The sequence below is a fragment of the Plantimonas leprariae genome (assembly GCF_008802405.1).
GTDB lineage: Bacteria > Pseudomonadota > Alphaproteobacteria > Rhizobiales > Rhizobiaceae > Plantimonas > Plantimonas leprariae.
The window spans coordinates 19,839-34,244 of the sequence record NZ_VZDO01000016.1; the positions used below are offsets into that span (position 1 = coordinate 19,839).

A 14,406-nucleotide genomic window follows, 5' to 3' on the forward strand; every position below is an offset into this window, starting at 1 on the left:
CGTCCGCTGTTCGTTCGGCATCAGTGGAACTCGGTCGCGCTGCGGCCGGTGAAGCGCCAGACGACGAGGAGTACGGCGAGGCTGACCGCGACCACCACGATCGACAGGGCGGCCGCCGGCTCCACCGCGCCGTCCTGGATGAACTGCACGATGATCGTCGACATGACCTGCGTGTCCGTCTGGCTGAGGAGCACCGACATCGAGAGTTCGCGCAGCGACAGCGAGAAGATCAGGATCCAGGCGATGCCCGCCGCGCCCTTCACCAGCGGCAGCGTGATGTCGAGGAGGGTCCGCAGCCAGCTCGCGCCCGAGATGCGCGCCGCCTCCTCGAGGTCCGCCGTGATCTGCTTCAGGCCGCTGCGGATCATGACGTAGGCGACCGGAAGCTGCTTGGCGGCGTAGGCGATGAGCAGGATCGTCAGCGTGCCGTAGAAGGCCCCGACATAGCCGAGCATGATCCCGAGGCCGAAGGCGATGGACGGAAAGCCGTAGGCGATCATGATCAGGGTCGTGATCGCCCCACGCCCGAACAGGCGCGAGCGCTCCACCACCCAGGCGCAGATCGTGCCGAGCGTCACGCAGACGGTCGCGGTCGCGAGCGCGAGGATCAGGCTGTTCTGCATGGCGCCGAGACCCGGAAAGCTCGGGTCGAGCATCGTGCGGTAATGGTCGAGGACGAGATTCGACGCCTTCACCGGCAGACCGAAGGCGCGAAGCGTCGAGAGGAGCGCCAGCGCCGCGACCGGCAGCACGGCGGTGACGAGCACGGCGGCGGCGACGAAGACCGTCGCGAGCGGCCGCCAGCGGCCGAGCCGCACCGGCTCGTCGCGAACCGCCTTGCCGGTGAGCGTGCGGTAGTCGTCGCGGCCGATCAGGAGGCGCTGCGCGCCGAGGCAGAGCAGCGTGAAGGCGACGATCGGCATCGCCGTCGCCGCCGCGAGGTTCAACCGCGGCGGGTAGGCGACGAGATCGTAGACCTTCGTGGTCAGCACCTGGAAGTTCGCCATCGTGCCGATCACCGCCGGCGCGCCGAAGGAGGACAGGGTGTCGAGCATCACCAGGATCGCGCTGGCGAGGACGGCGGGCAGGACGAGCGGCAGCGTGATAGTGCGGAGCGTCCGCAGCCGGCCGGCGCCGAGCACCTGCGCCGCCTGCTCGTTGCTCGCGTCGACGTTGGCGAGCGCCGCCGTGACCGCGAAGAACACCAGCGGGTAGAGATGCACCGCTTCCATGAAGACGAGGCCGGAAAACGAGACGACGTCGAAGGCCGGCGCGCGAGAACCGGTCGCGGCGCGGACGAGCTTGTTGAGGTAGCCGGAATTCGGCGCCGCCAGGAACATCCAAGCGATCACGGTAACGAATGTCGGGATCACGAAGGCGACGCCGGCCGCGCCCGCGACGATGGCCTTGCCCGGCACGTCCGTCCGGGCGACGAGCCAAGCCAGCGGCACGCCGAGCGCCAGCGCCGCGGCCGTCACGCAAAGAACGAGGAGCGTCGAATTCAGCACGGCGTCCGTCATGCCCGGCTCGGCGACGAGTTCGCGCAGCGTCGCGAGGCTCGCCCTGCCGGAAGGGTCAGTCAGGCTGAACTTCAGAAGGTAGGCGAGCGGGTAGGCGACGATCGCGAGCAGCACGGCGATCGCGCCGCCGACGACGACGAGCCGGATCGGCTGCGAGACCGCCGATCGCAGGCGGAACCTCAAGGGGGCTAGCAGCGAGACGGTTGCCGGAGCCCGGCCGACGAGGATCATGCGATGATCCAGCCGGCGCCGTCGGCGACAGTGAGCGTCGCCGTTTCCCCGACCGGCGGGGTCCGCGCCTCCGCCCGCACGGCGACCCCGTTCGCGACGAGCCGAGTTTCGTAGCGGTTGCCGAGGAAGTGGGCGGCTTCGATCACCGCGATGCCGGCAGGCGGCCCGGCATGGACGAGCTCGATCTCTTCCGGCCGGAGAACCGCCGCCCGCCGATCGCCGACGCCGATCGAGGCGAGGGCTCCCGGCGCGATCGCCGCATCGAATTCGGGACCGGCGTCGAGGCGGATCCGCGCCCGATCCTGCTGCGGCAGAACTGCCGTGACGGTGCCTTCGAGGATGTTCGCCGAGCCGACGAAGCTCGCCACGAAACGCGAGGCGGGCCGCCGGTAGATGTCCTCCGGCGTGCCGACCTGTTCGATCCCGCCGGCGTTCATCACCACGATCCGATCGGCGAGAACCAGCGCCTCCTCCTGGTCGTGCGTGACGTAGAGCGTGCTGACCCCGAGTCGCCGCTGCAGGCTCTTCAGCTCGAAGCGCATCGTCTGGCGCAGCGCCGCGTCGAGGTTCGACAGCGGTTCGTCGAGAAGGAGCAGCGTCGGCTCGGTCACCAGCGAACGGGCGAGTGCGACGCGCTGCTGCTGTCCGCCCGAGAGTTCCGACGGTCGCCGGCCGCCCATGCCGCCGAGTTCCACCGTTTCCAGCATGCGCTCGACCCGGCTGGCGATCTCGCGCCCGGGTCGCTTGGCGATCCGCAGGCCATAGGCGACGTTCTCGAACACAGTCTTGTGCGGCCAGACGGCATAGTTCTGGAACACCATCCCGAGATGCCGCCGCTCGGGCGGAAGCTGCCAGCCGTCCGTCGCGACGCTCGCGCCGTCGAGCGCGATCTCGCCGCGATCCGGCTGCAGAAAACCGGCGATGAGCCGCAGCGTCGTGGACTTGCCGCAGCCGCTGGGCCCGAGCAGCACGACGCTTTCCCCGGCGGCGACATCGAGGTCGATGCCGGCGACGGCGTCGGTGTTGCCGAGCCGCTTCCGCAGACCCGTGATCCGCAGGCGCGGCACCGTGTTCGGCGGGTCGGCGCGCGTGGGAGCGGGCGGGAACGCCTTCGTCATGAACATGACCCGCGCTCCCGTTTCGCCCGCCGCGGTACGACCTCGCCTCGCACTCGGCAGAGGGTCATTCGGCCGCCCGGAGCTGCGCGGTCGCCGCCGGCGGGAAGAACTGGCTTTCCGGCCGCTCGAGACCGAAATGATCGCGCAACGTCGCGCCTTCGTAAGCCGTGCGGAACAGGCCGCGCCGGCGCAGGATCGGCAGGACCTCGTCGACGAACGTGTCGAACAGCAGCGGCAGGATCGGCGGCATGACGTTGAACCCGTCGGCCGAGCCCGATCGGAACCAATCCTCCATGATGTCGGCGATCCGTTCCGGGGTTCCGGCGACCGCGAAGTGTCCACGCGCCCCGGCGAGGCCGTGGAGAAGAGCGCGCAGCGTCGGCCGCTCGCGGCGCACGAGTTCGACGATCGAGGCGGCGCGGCTTTGCGCGGCCTGGACGGTTCGCGGATCGGGAAAGTCGTCGGGCGACAGGACGCGGTCGAGGTCGAGCCCGGTGAAGTCGTGCCCGCCGAAGCGGTTCGACAGCCGGTCGAGCCCGACCGCCGGATCGGACAGCTCGTCGAGCTCGCGCGACAGGCGACGCGCTTCCTCTTCGGTGGAGCCGATCGTCGGGCTGATGCCCGGCAGGACGAGGATCCGCTCGGCGTCGCGCCCGAGCGCCGCTGCCTGGGTCTTGATGTCGCGATAGAAGTCGGCGGCCGTCTGCTTTTCCAAGTGCGCGGTGAACACCGCCTCCGCGAAGCGCGCGGCGAAGCTGCGGCCGGTCGCGGAGGAGCCGGCCTGGACGAACACCGGCCGCCCCTGCGGCGAGCGCGAGATGTTCAGCGGTCCCGCGACGCTCTTCCAGCGACCGCGATGGCCGATCTTGCGTATGCGGCCGGTATCGGCGAAGCGCCCGTTCGCGCGGTCGTCGAGGACCGCGTCGTCCGCCCAGCTGTCCCAGAGCTTCTCGGCGATCTCGACGAATTCGGTGGCGCGCTCGTAGCGCTCGGCGTGCTCGATCTGTGCGTCGTAGCCGAAGTTCGGTCCCGCGCCTTGCACCCAGGACGTGACGATGTTCCAGCCGACGCGGCCGTTGCTGATATGGTCGAGCGAGGCGAACTGGCGGGCAAGGTTGTAGGGCTCGGTATAGGTGGTCGACGCCGTCGCGATGAGGCCGACGCGGCTCGTGGCGCCGGCGATGGCCGCCAGGATCGTGATCGGCTCGAGGCCACCCTTCGCCACGTGCCCGATCTCGTCGCTGACCGCGAGGGCGTCGGCGAAGAAGATGGAATCGAAGGCCGCCGCTTCCGCCTTCTCCGCCAGCTCGCGATAGTAGCGTATGTCGGTCAGGGCGAGGGGCGTGGAGCCGGGATGGCGCCAGGCGGTCTCGTGGTGTCCGCGCCCGTGCACGAAGAGGTTGAGGTGAAGCTGCTTCGTCATACGATGCCGATCGGATGCGTGACCCTCAAGGGTCGAGCGGCACGATAGGCTGTTTTGGAACCGCTAGAAGGAAGCACATATCAATATAGCGAAATGGTGGAGTATTTTATTCCGTCTCAAGGCGTTTGCAGGTCCGCTCGAGCTTGGCGGTTGCCGTCATAACGGGATGTACGCTGTCGACGGCTGTGGGTCTCGATGTTTCTCGTCGGAACCGGAAACGAGGCTGCCTACTCCGACGGCCGCAAGACCGTTTCCTCTATCGGTGTCCGTCTGCTCGATATTCCTTCCGTTGCGCTGGAGCGTCCTCGGCTTCATGCCGTAACTCATCGAGCAAGAACTCGCCGCGCAGACAGCGGGCAAGCGAACGTCACCAAAGCGACCTCCTGAACGACAAGGAAGACGCTAGCGCTCCTTGTCGTTCGTACGGAGAGTTCGACTGAGGATGTCCTCTGTGGATGGCTCCCCTGTTGCAAGAGGGGATTTGAAGCTTTGGCGCTTTGGTCGGGTGCAGTCTTCTGTCCGGCCTGTTGATGCAGCCAAAGGCAAGCTGCTGGCCCTGATGGGGTCGGCGAACAGGGTCCCAATCGGCTTATCAGGCTATGACGCCTCTGTCCGTCCGTGGGTTGTCCCCGTTTCCGGCCTGACCGGTGGCGCCATCACATCGCGTCGCTCTCACAACTTTGTAAAGCCGATCGGCTCGAACTGCTTGCTGACGACCTTCTGTGCCCTCCGGCCTTCAACCCGCCAGCATAGGTGCGTGGCGTGTCTGGTAGATCTCGCCGCGCACCATGATCGCCCAGACGATGCGCGCCATCTTGTTGGCCATGGCCACGCTCGCCACCCGCACCGGTTTGCGGGCGAGAAGGGCGATAAAGCGTGGGTCGGCCGTGTCGGGTTTGTGCCTAGCGCGCCGGATCAGCGAGGTTGCTCCGACCACCAGGAGCTTGCGCAGGTATCGATCGCCCATCTTGGTGATGCGACCGAGGCGATCCTTGCCGCCGCTCGATTTCTGCGAGGGCGTCAGTCCCAGCCAAGCGGCGAACTCGCGACCCGAGCGGAACTGGGTGGGGTCGGCAACCGACGCGGCCAGCGCCGTGGCGCCGACTGGGCCGATGCCCGGGATCGTCGACAGGCGCCGGGCAACGTCGTCGCTGCGTTGCAGAGCCAGAAGGGAGCGGTCGATCGCCTGGAGGCGGGCATGGGTGTCCAGAACCTGACCGCACAGAAGAGCGAGGATCTGTAGCGCGACAGCGGGCACGTCCGGCACGGTCTCCTTCGCTGCGATCCGCCGCGCCAATCCTAGCGCCCGCTCCAGACCTTCGGCGATGTCGATGCCGAACTCGGCCAGGAGAGCTCGGATCATGTTCACGAGCTGCGTGTGCTGCTTGACGAGAAGGTTGCGCGCCCGGTGCAGCGAGAGGCTGATCCGGAACGTGCGAAAGCGCAGGATGGTCAAGTCGACGATCGGGTGGGACACCCGCCGACAGTGTCGGACCGCCAGCCCTAGCAGGAGGCCGGCCACCAGTAGCCGAGTCGCCGCGAGCCATCCTGCAAGGCCACTGTCGGCGAGGCCGCTCATCCCGAAGACGAGTAACGCCGTGCCCGTGCCGCCAGGCAGGAAGCCGATCGCGTCGAACGGCCGAGACAATGTTTGCGCCGGACGAGGGAAGAGCCGGGTGGCCATGATTAGGACGAGGACGCCCGCCGGCAGATTGACGAAGAAGATCCACCGCCACGAGACATAGGTCGTCAACAGACCGCCGATGATGGGGCCGACCATCGGCGCCATCTGGCTCGCCAGGGAGGTGAAGGTGTTGATCTTCAGCGTACGATGTCGGGCGAAGCTGCGAAGGATCGCCACCTGTCCGATCGTTCCCATCAGCGCACCGCCCATTCCCTGAAGCAGCCGTGCCGCGACCAGCTGCGGCTGGGTTTGCGCGAGGCCGCACAGCACCGAGGCCAGCGTGAAGGCCAGCACCGCAAGGCAATAGGCATTCCGCATGCCGAAGCGCTCGGACGCCCAGCCTCCGAGCGGCAAGGCGATCACCAGCGCTGCCAGATAGGCGGTGACGGCAAGACCGAGTGCCGAGGGCGTCGCATGCAGGCTCAGGCTTATGGCTGGTAGGGCTGTGACGATCACGCTCTGGTCGAGACCCGTCATGAAGTTGGCGAGTGCCACCGTCACCGGCACCAGCAACGAAGCATCTCCGCTCTCGCTTGCCCGCCGGGCGCCCGCCCTGCCGAGGCCGCTATCCATGGCCCTGTTCGATCAACGCCGGAACGGGGATCCGCGCACCTCTGGAGAGCGAATGAACGAGGTGTCCGATGACCGCGGCCAGGACAATCGCGCCTCCGAGGAAGGTGGCAGCATCGACGGTCTCGTCGAAGAACAGCCAGACCCATAACGGCGAGAGGACGATCTCGAGCGTGACGATCAGCCCACTCGTCGCCGCGGGGATGTGGCGCGCGCCCTTGATGAACAGGAAGAACGCGACGACCATGTTGGTCAGCCCGTACGCAGAGACGATCGCGACGTTCGCGGCGTCGAGGTTCACGTCGCTGGCGAAGGGGATGAACAGGCCGAAAGTCAGGAAGGCGCTGACGATCGTCACTTCGAACAGCCTGAGGTCGGGGTGCGCCTTCGACAGGACGATGATTGTTGCGAACGAGAGCGTCATCACCAACGCAACCGCGTCGCCGACGAGCGTACCGGAGGCGGTCGATGCCGACATGACCACGAGAACGCCCGAGATCGACGCGACGATGGCAAGGAGCGTCGCCCGCGGGATGACCTCGCCGAGCCAGAGGCGCGCGATGATCGCCGCGAGGAACGGGCACGTCGCGTAGATGACGGTGACGTGCGCGACGCTGGTCATGAACAGTCCGGCGGTCGTCGCAGCCTGGGCGACGGCGCTAAGCACGACCGCGAACCAGCCGACGCGGCCTATGGCGATCAGATCCCCGAACGCTCCGGGGCCACGCCGAAGAAGCATCGCCAGGAACAGCATCGTGCCGCCGGCCAGAGCCCGGAGCGCCACGGTCGTCATGACGTCGAGCGTCAGCGATCGGGTGAAGACCCCGGCGAAACTCCAGGCGACCGTGGCAATCAGGACCATCGTGGCGCCTCGCGCCGCCGTGCTGCCGGTGATCGCGGAGCTGCGTTTCGTCACGGCCGACCGCGCCTGAGTTCCGACCACATGTAACGGCTGACGCCCATCGCTTGGTACCTTGATAAGCCGGCATCGTCGAGCATGCGGTCGTCCTTCCGCAGGATGAGTTCCTCGAGTGCCGCATCCCTTTCCGGAAGGAGCCATCCGAGCGGCGGTGGGGGGATCCTCAGCTCGAGTTTGAACAAGGCTGAAATGAACATTGCGGATCGCCGATCGACGGGTCTGACATTCAGATAGCCCCGGCCGTTGACATTGAGAAAACGAATTTAGCAAATTGCTCCCATAAGCCGTGCTCATGGAGGCTGTAGTGTTGGAGAGTGATCTGCTTCGCACTTTCGTCGCCGTCCACGATACCGGGAGCTTCACGCGAGCCGCCGGTATCGTCGGTCGCACGCAGTCCGCCGTCAGCTTGCAGATCAAGCGTCTTGAGGAGCTGATCGGGCATTCGCTCTTCGAGCGTGGCCCGCGAGGCGTGCGGTTGACCCAGTCGGGACGTGAGCTTCTGGAAAACGCCCGCAGGGTGGTCTCTCTGCTCGACGAGACCGCCGGCGCGTTCAGGACACCGGCGCTCCAGGGCCGCGTCCGCATCGGGCTTCCGGAGGAATACGGCCATGCCGTTCTCGGCCAGGCGCTCAGCAAGTTCGCGAGGCTGCACCCGAGCGTCGACATCACCGCCCGCTATGGCCGTTCGGACGGCAACATGGCGGGCATCGACCGTGGCGATCTCGACCTCGCCGTTGTGTTCGACTGGCAGGACCGGTCCGATGCCGAAGTCCTGATGATCGACCCGACGGTCTGGACGACGTCCGATGCCTACGGGATGCACAAACGGACACCGTTGCCGATCGCGCTGTACACGAACTCAGGCTGGTGCACGGACTTCGCGCTGAAGTCGCTGGAGAAGCGCAACGCGCCCTACCGGGTGGTCTACACCAGCGATACGAGCGGCGGCTTGAAACTTGCGGTCTCCTCCGGATTGGCCATCACGCCGCTATCGCGCAGCAACATCCCCGTCGGGTGCCGGGAACTGACGGCGGACGAGGGATTCAGCCAGATCGATGCGTCGCGGGTCGTTCTCAAGCGCAACCCTCGACTGGCGAACGCGGCCGTCGAGGGCATGGCGGAGGCTCTGCAAAAATCATTCGAACAGTTCGCGTAGCGTTCCGTGGAAGTCTGCTTCCGAAGACGCCACAAGCTGGCCCCCTCCAGCGATATTGGGTCGTAACGCGAAGGTCAGCTTTCTCGCGATACCGCCGTTAAGCGGACCGGCGGCTTCCGGCCCGTCCTTCCCATGCCTGGCGGCCGGACCGTCCGCGCTGGCAGCGAGTTGGAAGATCGCCATCCAGCACGGGCTGGCTCCAGCCTCTATCTCTTTTCCCGGGAATAGACCGTTGAATGGCTATCAAAGCGGCCAGAACAACCTTACCGCTTTGTCGAGCGCCGCATCGCGATCGAAGGCGCGGGGCTGTCCGCGTTGGCGCCGATCCGAGCCCTCCTGACCATCGACCAGGCACCATGCACATTGGATCTACTGGGTGACGCGATCGCCCACTCGATCCGATGACACAACCAGGCCCCGACGCGGTTGCCACGAAGGCTGCAAGGAGGTCCCGGAGATAGGATCTAGTTCCGGACGGTGAGGCACGCGGCGCCGGCCTTGCGCATCTGCCGGCATAGGCCGTCGGCCGAAGTCCGCCGTTCGAAGGCGATGCGGATCCTGTAGTAGGATCGATTGCCCCTGCCCCCGAGCCTCGTCGCGATCACCGTCGGATCGTGGTCGGCGAGGACGCTCGCATATTGCCGCTGCAGGATCGCATAGTCCTGCAGCGCTTTCGCCTTCCTGGGTCCGGCCACGAGTTGGACTCCCCAAGGCAGCGTCGCTTCCGCCAGCGCGCCGCCTGAGGACGGCGCATCCTCGACGCGCAGGCTTGCGAGGGTCGTGAGGCAGTCGGCGACCAGAGGGTCCGGCTGTGTGGAAGCATCATCATCCGGAGCGGCGAGATCCGTGCCGGTGATGAAGCGGACATGGGCGCGCGTCTCGTCGGGAAGGCTGGCCTGTCCGTTCCTCCACCTGGCGATCCGATTGGGGCCGGCGTTGTAGGCGGCGGCCGCGAGTTCAAGGCTGCCGAAGCGCCCCTTGAGATCCGCAAGATAGGAGGCCGAGGCGGGGATCGCCGCTTCTGGGTCGAACGGGTCCACAAGTCCGCGTTCGCCGGCCGTGGCGGGCGTGAACTGCGCGATGCCCTGCGCGCCCGCACGGCTGCGCACGCCGGACCGGAAGCTGCTTTCGCGCCAGATGAGACGGGTCAGAAAGGCGGCCGGCAGCGCATGCCGCGCCGCCGCGCCGTCGATCATCGAGCAAATGAAGGCCCGCGACGTCTCGTCCGCCCGGCACACCCCGCCTGCGGCGACCGCGACGATCAAGGCAAGGCCGAAGACGACAGGTGTGCGCAGCATCGTCCTCCGGAAATGTCCGCCATGCTCTGGCACCAACGTAGCCGATCGATGCCTACTGATGCATTGAGACGTCCACCGACGCCGCTTTCCCCTCCCGCTTCGGAAGCCGTACGGCAGTTTTCCAACCGCTCGTACCCGAAAGCAGTCAGTCGGCTTTCCGGCCCGGACCGAGTAATAGTCTGTACCGCCGGAACGTGTTGGAACGAAGCGTAGCTTCCAACCTACCGCATCATGATCGGCGCAGGACGTCCTGCCATTCGGGATGGCGGTCGATCTGGGCTTTGGCGAACGGGCAGAGCGGGATGATCGCGACGCCGTCGCGCCGGGCATCCTCGACCGCCTGGCGCACCAGCCGCTCGCCGACCTTGCGGCCGCGCAGCGCCGCCGGCACCTCGGTGTGGTCGATGATGAGCAGCTTCTCGCCGGCCCGGCTGTAGGTCATCTCGGCTTCGATCCCCTCGACCATGAGCTTGTAGCGCCCCTTCGCGGCGCCATCCTCGCGCTCGACTGGCTCGTCGGCCGAGGGCGAAGCGGTCTTCGGCAGTTCCGGGCTTGCCGGCCGCACCCGGCCCGGCCGTCCTTCCGCGCACTCCAGGAGCTCGCGATCCCAGCCACCCGCATCGGCGGTGGCCTCGTAGATCGAGCCGAGAAACGCCAGAAGCGCCGCGTCGGGATCGGCCGCCGCCTGCACCGCCTCGTAGGGCAGGACGAACTCCGACAGACCCTCGTGCCAGAAGGCCGCCTCGGGTTGAACCGTGGCTGCCCGAAACCCGTTCGGCGCAGGATAGGCGTATGCGTAGAAGGCGGCGTAGTCGATGCCGCCGCCGCCCGGCCAGAAGCCGGCCGAGGACACCTCGCGGTCGTAGGCTTCCTGCGCCACGTCGTCCGGCAGCGCCGGGATGCCGCCGCCATGCAGCGGCGCTCGCCGCCCCGAGAAGCGGGTGACAGCCAGATCGAAGCTGCCCCAGAACAGGTGTACCGGACTGGCTTTGCCAAGAAACGCGGTGCGGAACTGCTTGAACACCCGGTCGACCGCCATCAGCGCCCGGTGGAAACGCTCCACGGCGTCGCGGTCGTAGGGCCGGTCGCGGTGATCTTCCGCAAACGGTACGGGGTTTGACACCTCGTTCGGGCTTCCGTCGAAGGTTGGCGTGCCGCCGAGTTCCGCGACCAGCTGCATGAAGTCGGCGTGGAACGCCGCGACCGTGGTAGGCCCGAGCGCGAGCGAGGCGCGGCGGCCGTCCCCACTTGTGCCCAAGACAATATGATCGTGGAAATCGAACGTGATCTCGATGCCCGAACCGTCGAGGATCGGTGACGAGGTGAGTCCGGTCGGTGTCACGTAGAAGGTCGCGTGCCAGGAATGGTTGAGCCACGGCGTATGCGCCAGCCGGTACTTGCCTGCGACCTGCAGGTAAAGGTGCAGCGCCGAGCACGTCTCGCGCCAGCCGACGTAATCGAGGGGGGGCCACTCGTTCATCGCGTTTCCTCCGTCAGCCTTCGGCCAGTCTGCGGCCTTTTTGATGCGGCCCCCGAACGCCCAGTCAGGTTCGAGGATCGTCTCGTCCGCGCCGGTCAGTCCGGCAGCGGGATGTGCTCGTCGCGGTCGAAGGGCGGCAGATCGAAGCGCCCCACGCCCCAGTTCGCGGCGCGCCATTCGGCCTTGGCCGCCTCGATGCGCTCTTGGGAAGAAGCGACGAAGTTCCACCAGATGTAGCGTGGTCCGGCAAGCGTCGCACCGCCAAGGATCATCAGCCGTGCGCCCCTGTCGCCGGCGGCCACCGTGATCCGGTCGCCGGGGCGGAACACCATCATCTGCGGCGCCTCGAAGTCCTGCCCGGCGATCCGGATCGAGCCCTCGACGATGTAGACGCCCCGGTCCTCGTGATCGTCCGGCAGCGGCAGGCGGGCGTCCGCCTCAAGCTTCACGTCGGCGTAGAAGGCCTGCGAGAACAGCGTCGCTGGGGCGACCGCACCGTAGGCGCTCCCGAGAATGAGCCGGACCGAGACGCCCCCGCTCTCGATGACCGGCAGCGTCTCCTTCCCGTAGTGTTCGAAGCTGGGTGCTACGTCCTCATGGCTCTCGGGCAGCGCCAGCCAGGTCTGAATGCCGAGCAGGCTGTGCGGTCCGCTCCGGCTCTCGGCGGAGGTTCGCTCCGAATGCGAAACGCCGCGCCCGGCGACCATCCAGTTCAGTGCGCCGGGACGGATGACCTGGTCGGCGCCGGTGCTGTCGCGATGATGGAAGTCGCCACGGAAAAGGTAGGTGACGGTGCCGAGCCCGATATGCGGGTGGGGGCGCACGTCGATGCCTTGGCCGGTCAGGAACTCGGCCGGCCCGGCCTGGTCGAAGAAGATGAACGGCCCGACCATCTGGCGCTTCGGCGCCGGCAGGGCACGCCGGACTTCGAAGCCGCCGATGTCACGCGAGCGCGGCACGATCAGCGTTTCGATCGCATCGATGCCGACCTCGTCGGGACAGCCCGGCTCGACCGCAGGGTTCCAGCTCATGCGCGTTTCCACCTCTCGTATTGCCGAACCCTGCTTCGACGCCTGTGGGTTCGACAAGTGCCGACTCCAACAGACAGGCATCATCGAAGCAGTTGCAGAAGCCGTCGGACGGCCGGACCTAGCGAGCAAGGGCTGGCGCCGCTAGCCGTGGAACGCGCGCAACCGTATCGCAAAATACGGAACGCTGGCGGTGAACCGCGAGGCGTGCCGTCCGCGCTATCGGCCGATCTCGGCGAAGCGCGGGTCGGTCTCGAAGAGTTCGATCAGGAGTTCGGTGAGAAGGCGGACCTTGCGCTCGGGGTGCCGGCCCGGCGGTCGGATCACGTAGGCGCCAGCCGTCGGCGGCGGGTAGCCCGTCATGATCGGCACGAGCGCGCCGGCGGCCACGTGGTCGTAGACGACGCAATCGGGAAGCCAGGCGAGGCCGAGGCCGGCGGCCGCCGCCACGGCGAGCGCGATGCCGTTGTCCGCCTTGAAGCGTCCCTGAGGGTTCACCGTGACGACCGCGCCGCCGTCCATGAACTGCCAGGCTTCGGTGCCCTGCAGCAGCGCCTCGTGGGCGGCGATATCATGGGGCATTTCGGGCGCGCCGTGCGCCGCGATGTAGTCCGGGCTCGCGACGAGCTTGCCATAGATCGAGCCGATGCGGCGTGCGACAAGGTTGGAGTCGCGCAGGTATCCGACCCGGATCGCGCAGTCGAAGCCCTCGCCGATGAGGTCGACGAAACGGTCGCTGTAGACGGTATGGATCTGCAGCCGCGGATGGCGCCGGGCCATCTCGGCCAGCACGGGCGCGAAGTGCGTCGGGCCGAACGACAATGGCATGGCGACGCGCATGCGGCCGCGCAGATCGCCGTCGGGCAGGATCGCATCCCGCGCCGAGTCGAGCTCGGCACCGACCCTGGCGGCATGATCCCTGAAGGTGACGCCGGCTTCCGTCAGCGCCGCGCCGCGGGTGGTGCGCGCCAGGAGCTGAACGCCGAGTTCCGCCTCGAGCCTGAACAGCCGCCGGCTGACGATCGATTTGGATAGCCCAAGCCGGCGTGCGGCGGCCGAGACGCCGCCGGCATCGGCGACTTCGACGAATGTCGCGAGATCCTCGACGTCCACGGCGCGTTCCCCGTTCCGCGACACAGCTTGTCGCCGGACGGCGCTACCGCAGCGGCTGGTGGAACGGCAATACCCGCTCCGGACGCGGCACCGAGATCGGCCGCCGTTCTCGAACCCGAACTCCACTCGTACCGACAGAACAGGACTCCATCATGACCTATCGCAACGGACTCGCTTCGCTGCTTCGGCCCGAAGACTCCGTCCTCGTCCTGATCGACCACCAGCCGTACCAGCTGACGAACTTGAACAGCCACGACCCGCACACGGCGGTGAACAACGCGACTGCCTTGGCGAAGTCCGCGAAGGTCTTCGGCGTGCCGACCATTCTGACCAGCGTGATTGCCGATCGTGGCGGTCGGATCTTTCCCCAAATCACCGATGTGTTTCCGGGACAGGACGTCATCGACCGGACCTTCATCAACACTTGGGAAGACCCGAAGGTCGTGGACGCGGTCAAGGCGACGGGCCGCAAGCAACTGATCATCGCCGGGCTTTGGACGGAGATCTGCGTTGCCATGCCGGCAATCCAGGCGCTCGGCGAAGGCTGGGACGTGACGGTGATTACCGACGCATCCGGCGGCACCTCCGCCGAAGCGCACGAGGTGGCCATCCAGCGAATGATTGCGGCCGGTGCGAACATGATGACATGGATGGCGCTGGCGGCCGAATGGCAGCGTGACTGGGCTCGCAGCGAAACGGCCGCCGCGCTCAACGAGGTGATGCTGCAGCATGCCGCCGGCAGCGGCATCGCCTACCTGTGGGAACAACAACTCCTCAACACCCCGGTCGGCTGAGGCGATGGCTGAGTTGATGACATCGGTTCGGCGACGCGCCATCGAGGACTTTCCGGACTACGCGAAGGAAGG

Annotated in this window: 10 protein-coding genes and 2 pseudogenes; 2 read left to right on the forward strand and 10 right to left on the reverse strand. The window is 67.1% G+C overall.

Annotated features, from left to right (window positions below; all coding sequences use genetic code 11):
* Positions 1–20 precede the first annotated feature (20 nt).
* The 6 genes and pseudogenes from F6X38_RS17760 to F6X38_RS17785 form a co-directional block, all read right to left on the reverse strand.
* On the reverse strand, positions 21–1,751 hold the full coding sequence (locus F6X38_RS17760) for an ABC transporter permease (protein ID WP_150972000.1): 1,731 nt from the start codon (positions 1,749–1,751) through the stop codon (positions 21–23).
* Positions 1,748–2,875, reverse strand: a complete 1,128-nt coding sequence (locus F6X38_RS17765; RefSeq protein ID WP_246191416.1) for an ABC transporter ATP-binding protein — start codon at positions 2,873–2,875, stop codon at positions 1,748–1,750. Before F6X38_RS17765 ends, F6X38_RS17760 begins: the two co-directional genes overlap by 4 nt.
* A gap of 58 nt (positions 2,876–2,933) precedes the next feature.
* Entirely contained in the window at positions 2,934–4,292 is a 1,359-nt protein-coding gene (locus F6X38_RS17770) for an LLM class flavin-dependent oxidoreductase (protein WP_150972002.1), read from the reverse strand.
* A 736-nt stretch (positions 4,293–5,028) separates the two neighbouring features.
* Positions 5,029–5,712: pseudogene (locus F6X38_RS24310) on the reverse strand (IS110 family RNA-guided transposase); the annotation flags it as partial.
* 213 nt (positions 5,713–5,925) lie between these two features.
* Positions 5,926–6,549: pseudogene (locus F6X38_RS24315) on the reverse strand (MFS transporter); the annotation flags it as partial.
* Entirely contained in the window at positions 6,542–7,759 is a 1,218-nt protein-coding gene (locus F6X38_RS17785) for a DMT family transporter (RefSeq protein ID WP_150972009.1), read from the reverse strand. The gene F6X38_RS17785 and the pseudogene F6X38_RS24315, both read right to left, overlap by 8 nt.
* Here F6X38_RS17785 and F6X38_RS17790 point away from each other — a divergent pair.
* On the forward strand, positions 7,758–8,621 hold the full coding sequence (locus tag F6X38_RS17790) for a LysR family transcriptional regulator (protein ID WP_150972011.1): 864 nt from the start codon (positions 7,758–7,760) through the stop codon (positions 8,619–8,621). The genes F6X38_RS17785 and F6X38_RS17790 overlap by 2 nt on opposite strands.
* A gap of 464 nt (positions 8,622–9,085) precedes the next feature.
* Here F6X38_RS17790 and F6X38_RS17795 read toward each other — a convergent pair whose 3' ends face one another.
* From F6X38_RS17795 to F6X38_RS17810, 4 genes are all read right to left on the reverse strand, one after another.
* The gene (locus F6X38_RS17795; protein WP_150972013.1) at positions 9,086–9,919 is read right to left on the reverse strand and encodes a lytic transglycosylase domain-containing protein; all 834 of its coding nucleotides are present in this window, start codon (positions 9,917–9,919) and stop codon (positions 9,086–9,088) included.
* A 229-nt stretch (positions 9,920–10,148) separates the two neighbouring features.
* Entirely contained in the window at positions 10,149–11,399 is a 1,251-nt protein-coding gene (locus tag F6X38_RS17800; RefSeq protein ID WP_150972015.1) for a DUF5996 family protein, read from the reverse strand.
* Positions 11,400–11,494: 95 nt separating this feature from the next.
* On the reverse strand, positions 11,495–12,430 hold the full coding sequence (locus F6X38_RS17805) for a pirin family protein (protein WP_150972017.1): 936 nt from the start codon (positions 12,428–12,430) through the stop codon (positions 11,495–11,497).
* Between the two features lie 216 nt (positions 12,431–12,646).
* Entirely contained in the window at positions 12,647–13,540 is an 894-nt protein-coding gene (locus F6X38_RS17810; protein ID WP_150972019.1) for a LysR family transcriptional regulator, read from the reverse strand.
* Positions 13,541–13,692: 152 nt separating this feature from the next.
* On the opposite strand from F6X38_RS17810, the gene F6X38_RS17815 reads away from it, so the two are divergent.
* Positions 13,693–14,334 (forward strand): hydrolase, encoded by a 642-nt coding sequence (locus F6X38_RS17815; protein WP_150972021.1) that lies wholly within the window; start codon positions 13,693–13,695, stop codon positions 14,332–14,334.
* The last annotated feature ends 72 nt before the right edge of the window (positions 14,335–14,406 follow it).

Coding starts and splice junctions, on each gene's coding strand:
- F6X38_RS17760 (WP_150972000.1), bottom strand. CDS start 1,751: ATGATCCTCGTCGGCCGGGCTCCGGCAACCGTCTCGCTGCTAGCCCCC.
- F6X38_RS17765 (WP_246191416.1), bottom strand. CDS start 2,875: ATGTTCATGACGAAGGCGTTCCCGCCCGCTCCCACGCGCGCCGACCCG.
- F6X38_RS17770 (WP_150972002.1), bottom strand. CDS start 4,292: ATGACGAAGCAGCTTCACCTCAACCTCTTCGTGCACGGGCGCGGACAC.
- F6X38_RS17790 (WP_150972011.1), top strand. CDS start 7,758: ATGGAGGCTGTAGTGTTGGAGAGTGATCTGCTTCGCACTTTCGTCGCC.
- F6X38_RS17785 (WP_150972009.1), bottom strand. CDS start 7,759: ATGAGCACGGCTTATGGGAGCAATTTGCTAAATTCGTTTTCTCAATGT.
- F6X38_RS17795 (WP_150972013.1), bottom strand. CDS start 9,919: ATGCTGCGCACACCTGTCGTCTTCGGCCTTGCCTTGATCGTCGCGGTC.
- F6X38_RS17800 (WP_150972015.1), bottom strand. CDS start 11,399: ATGAACGAGTGGCCCCCCCTCGATTACGTCGGCTGGCGCGAGACGTGC.
- F6X38_RS17805 (WP_150972017.1), bottom strand. CDS start 12,430: ATGAGCTGGAACCCTGCGGTCGAGCCGGGCTGTCCCGACGAGGTCGGC.
- F6X38_RS17815 (WP_150972021.1), top strand. CDS start 13,693: ATGACCTATCGCAACGGACTCGCTTCGCTGCTTCGGCCCGAAGACTCC.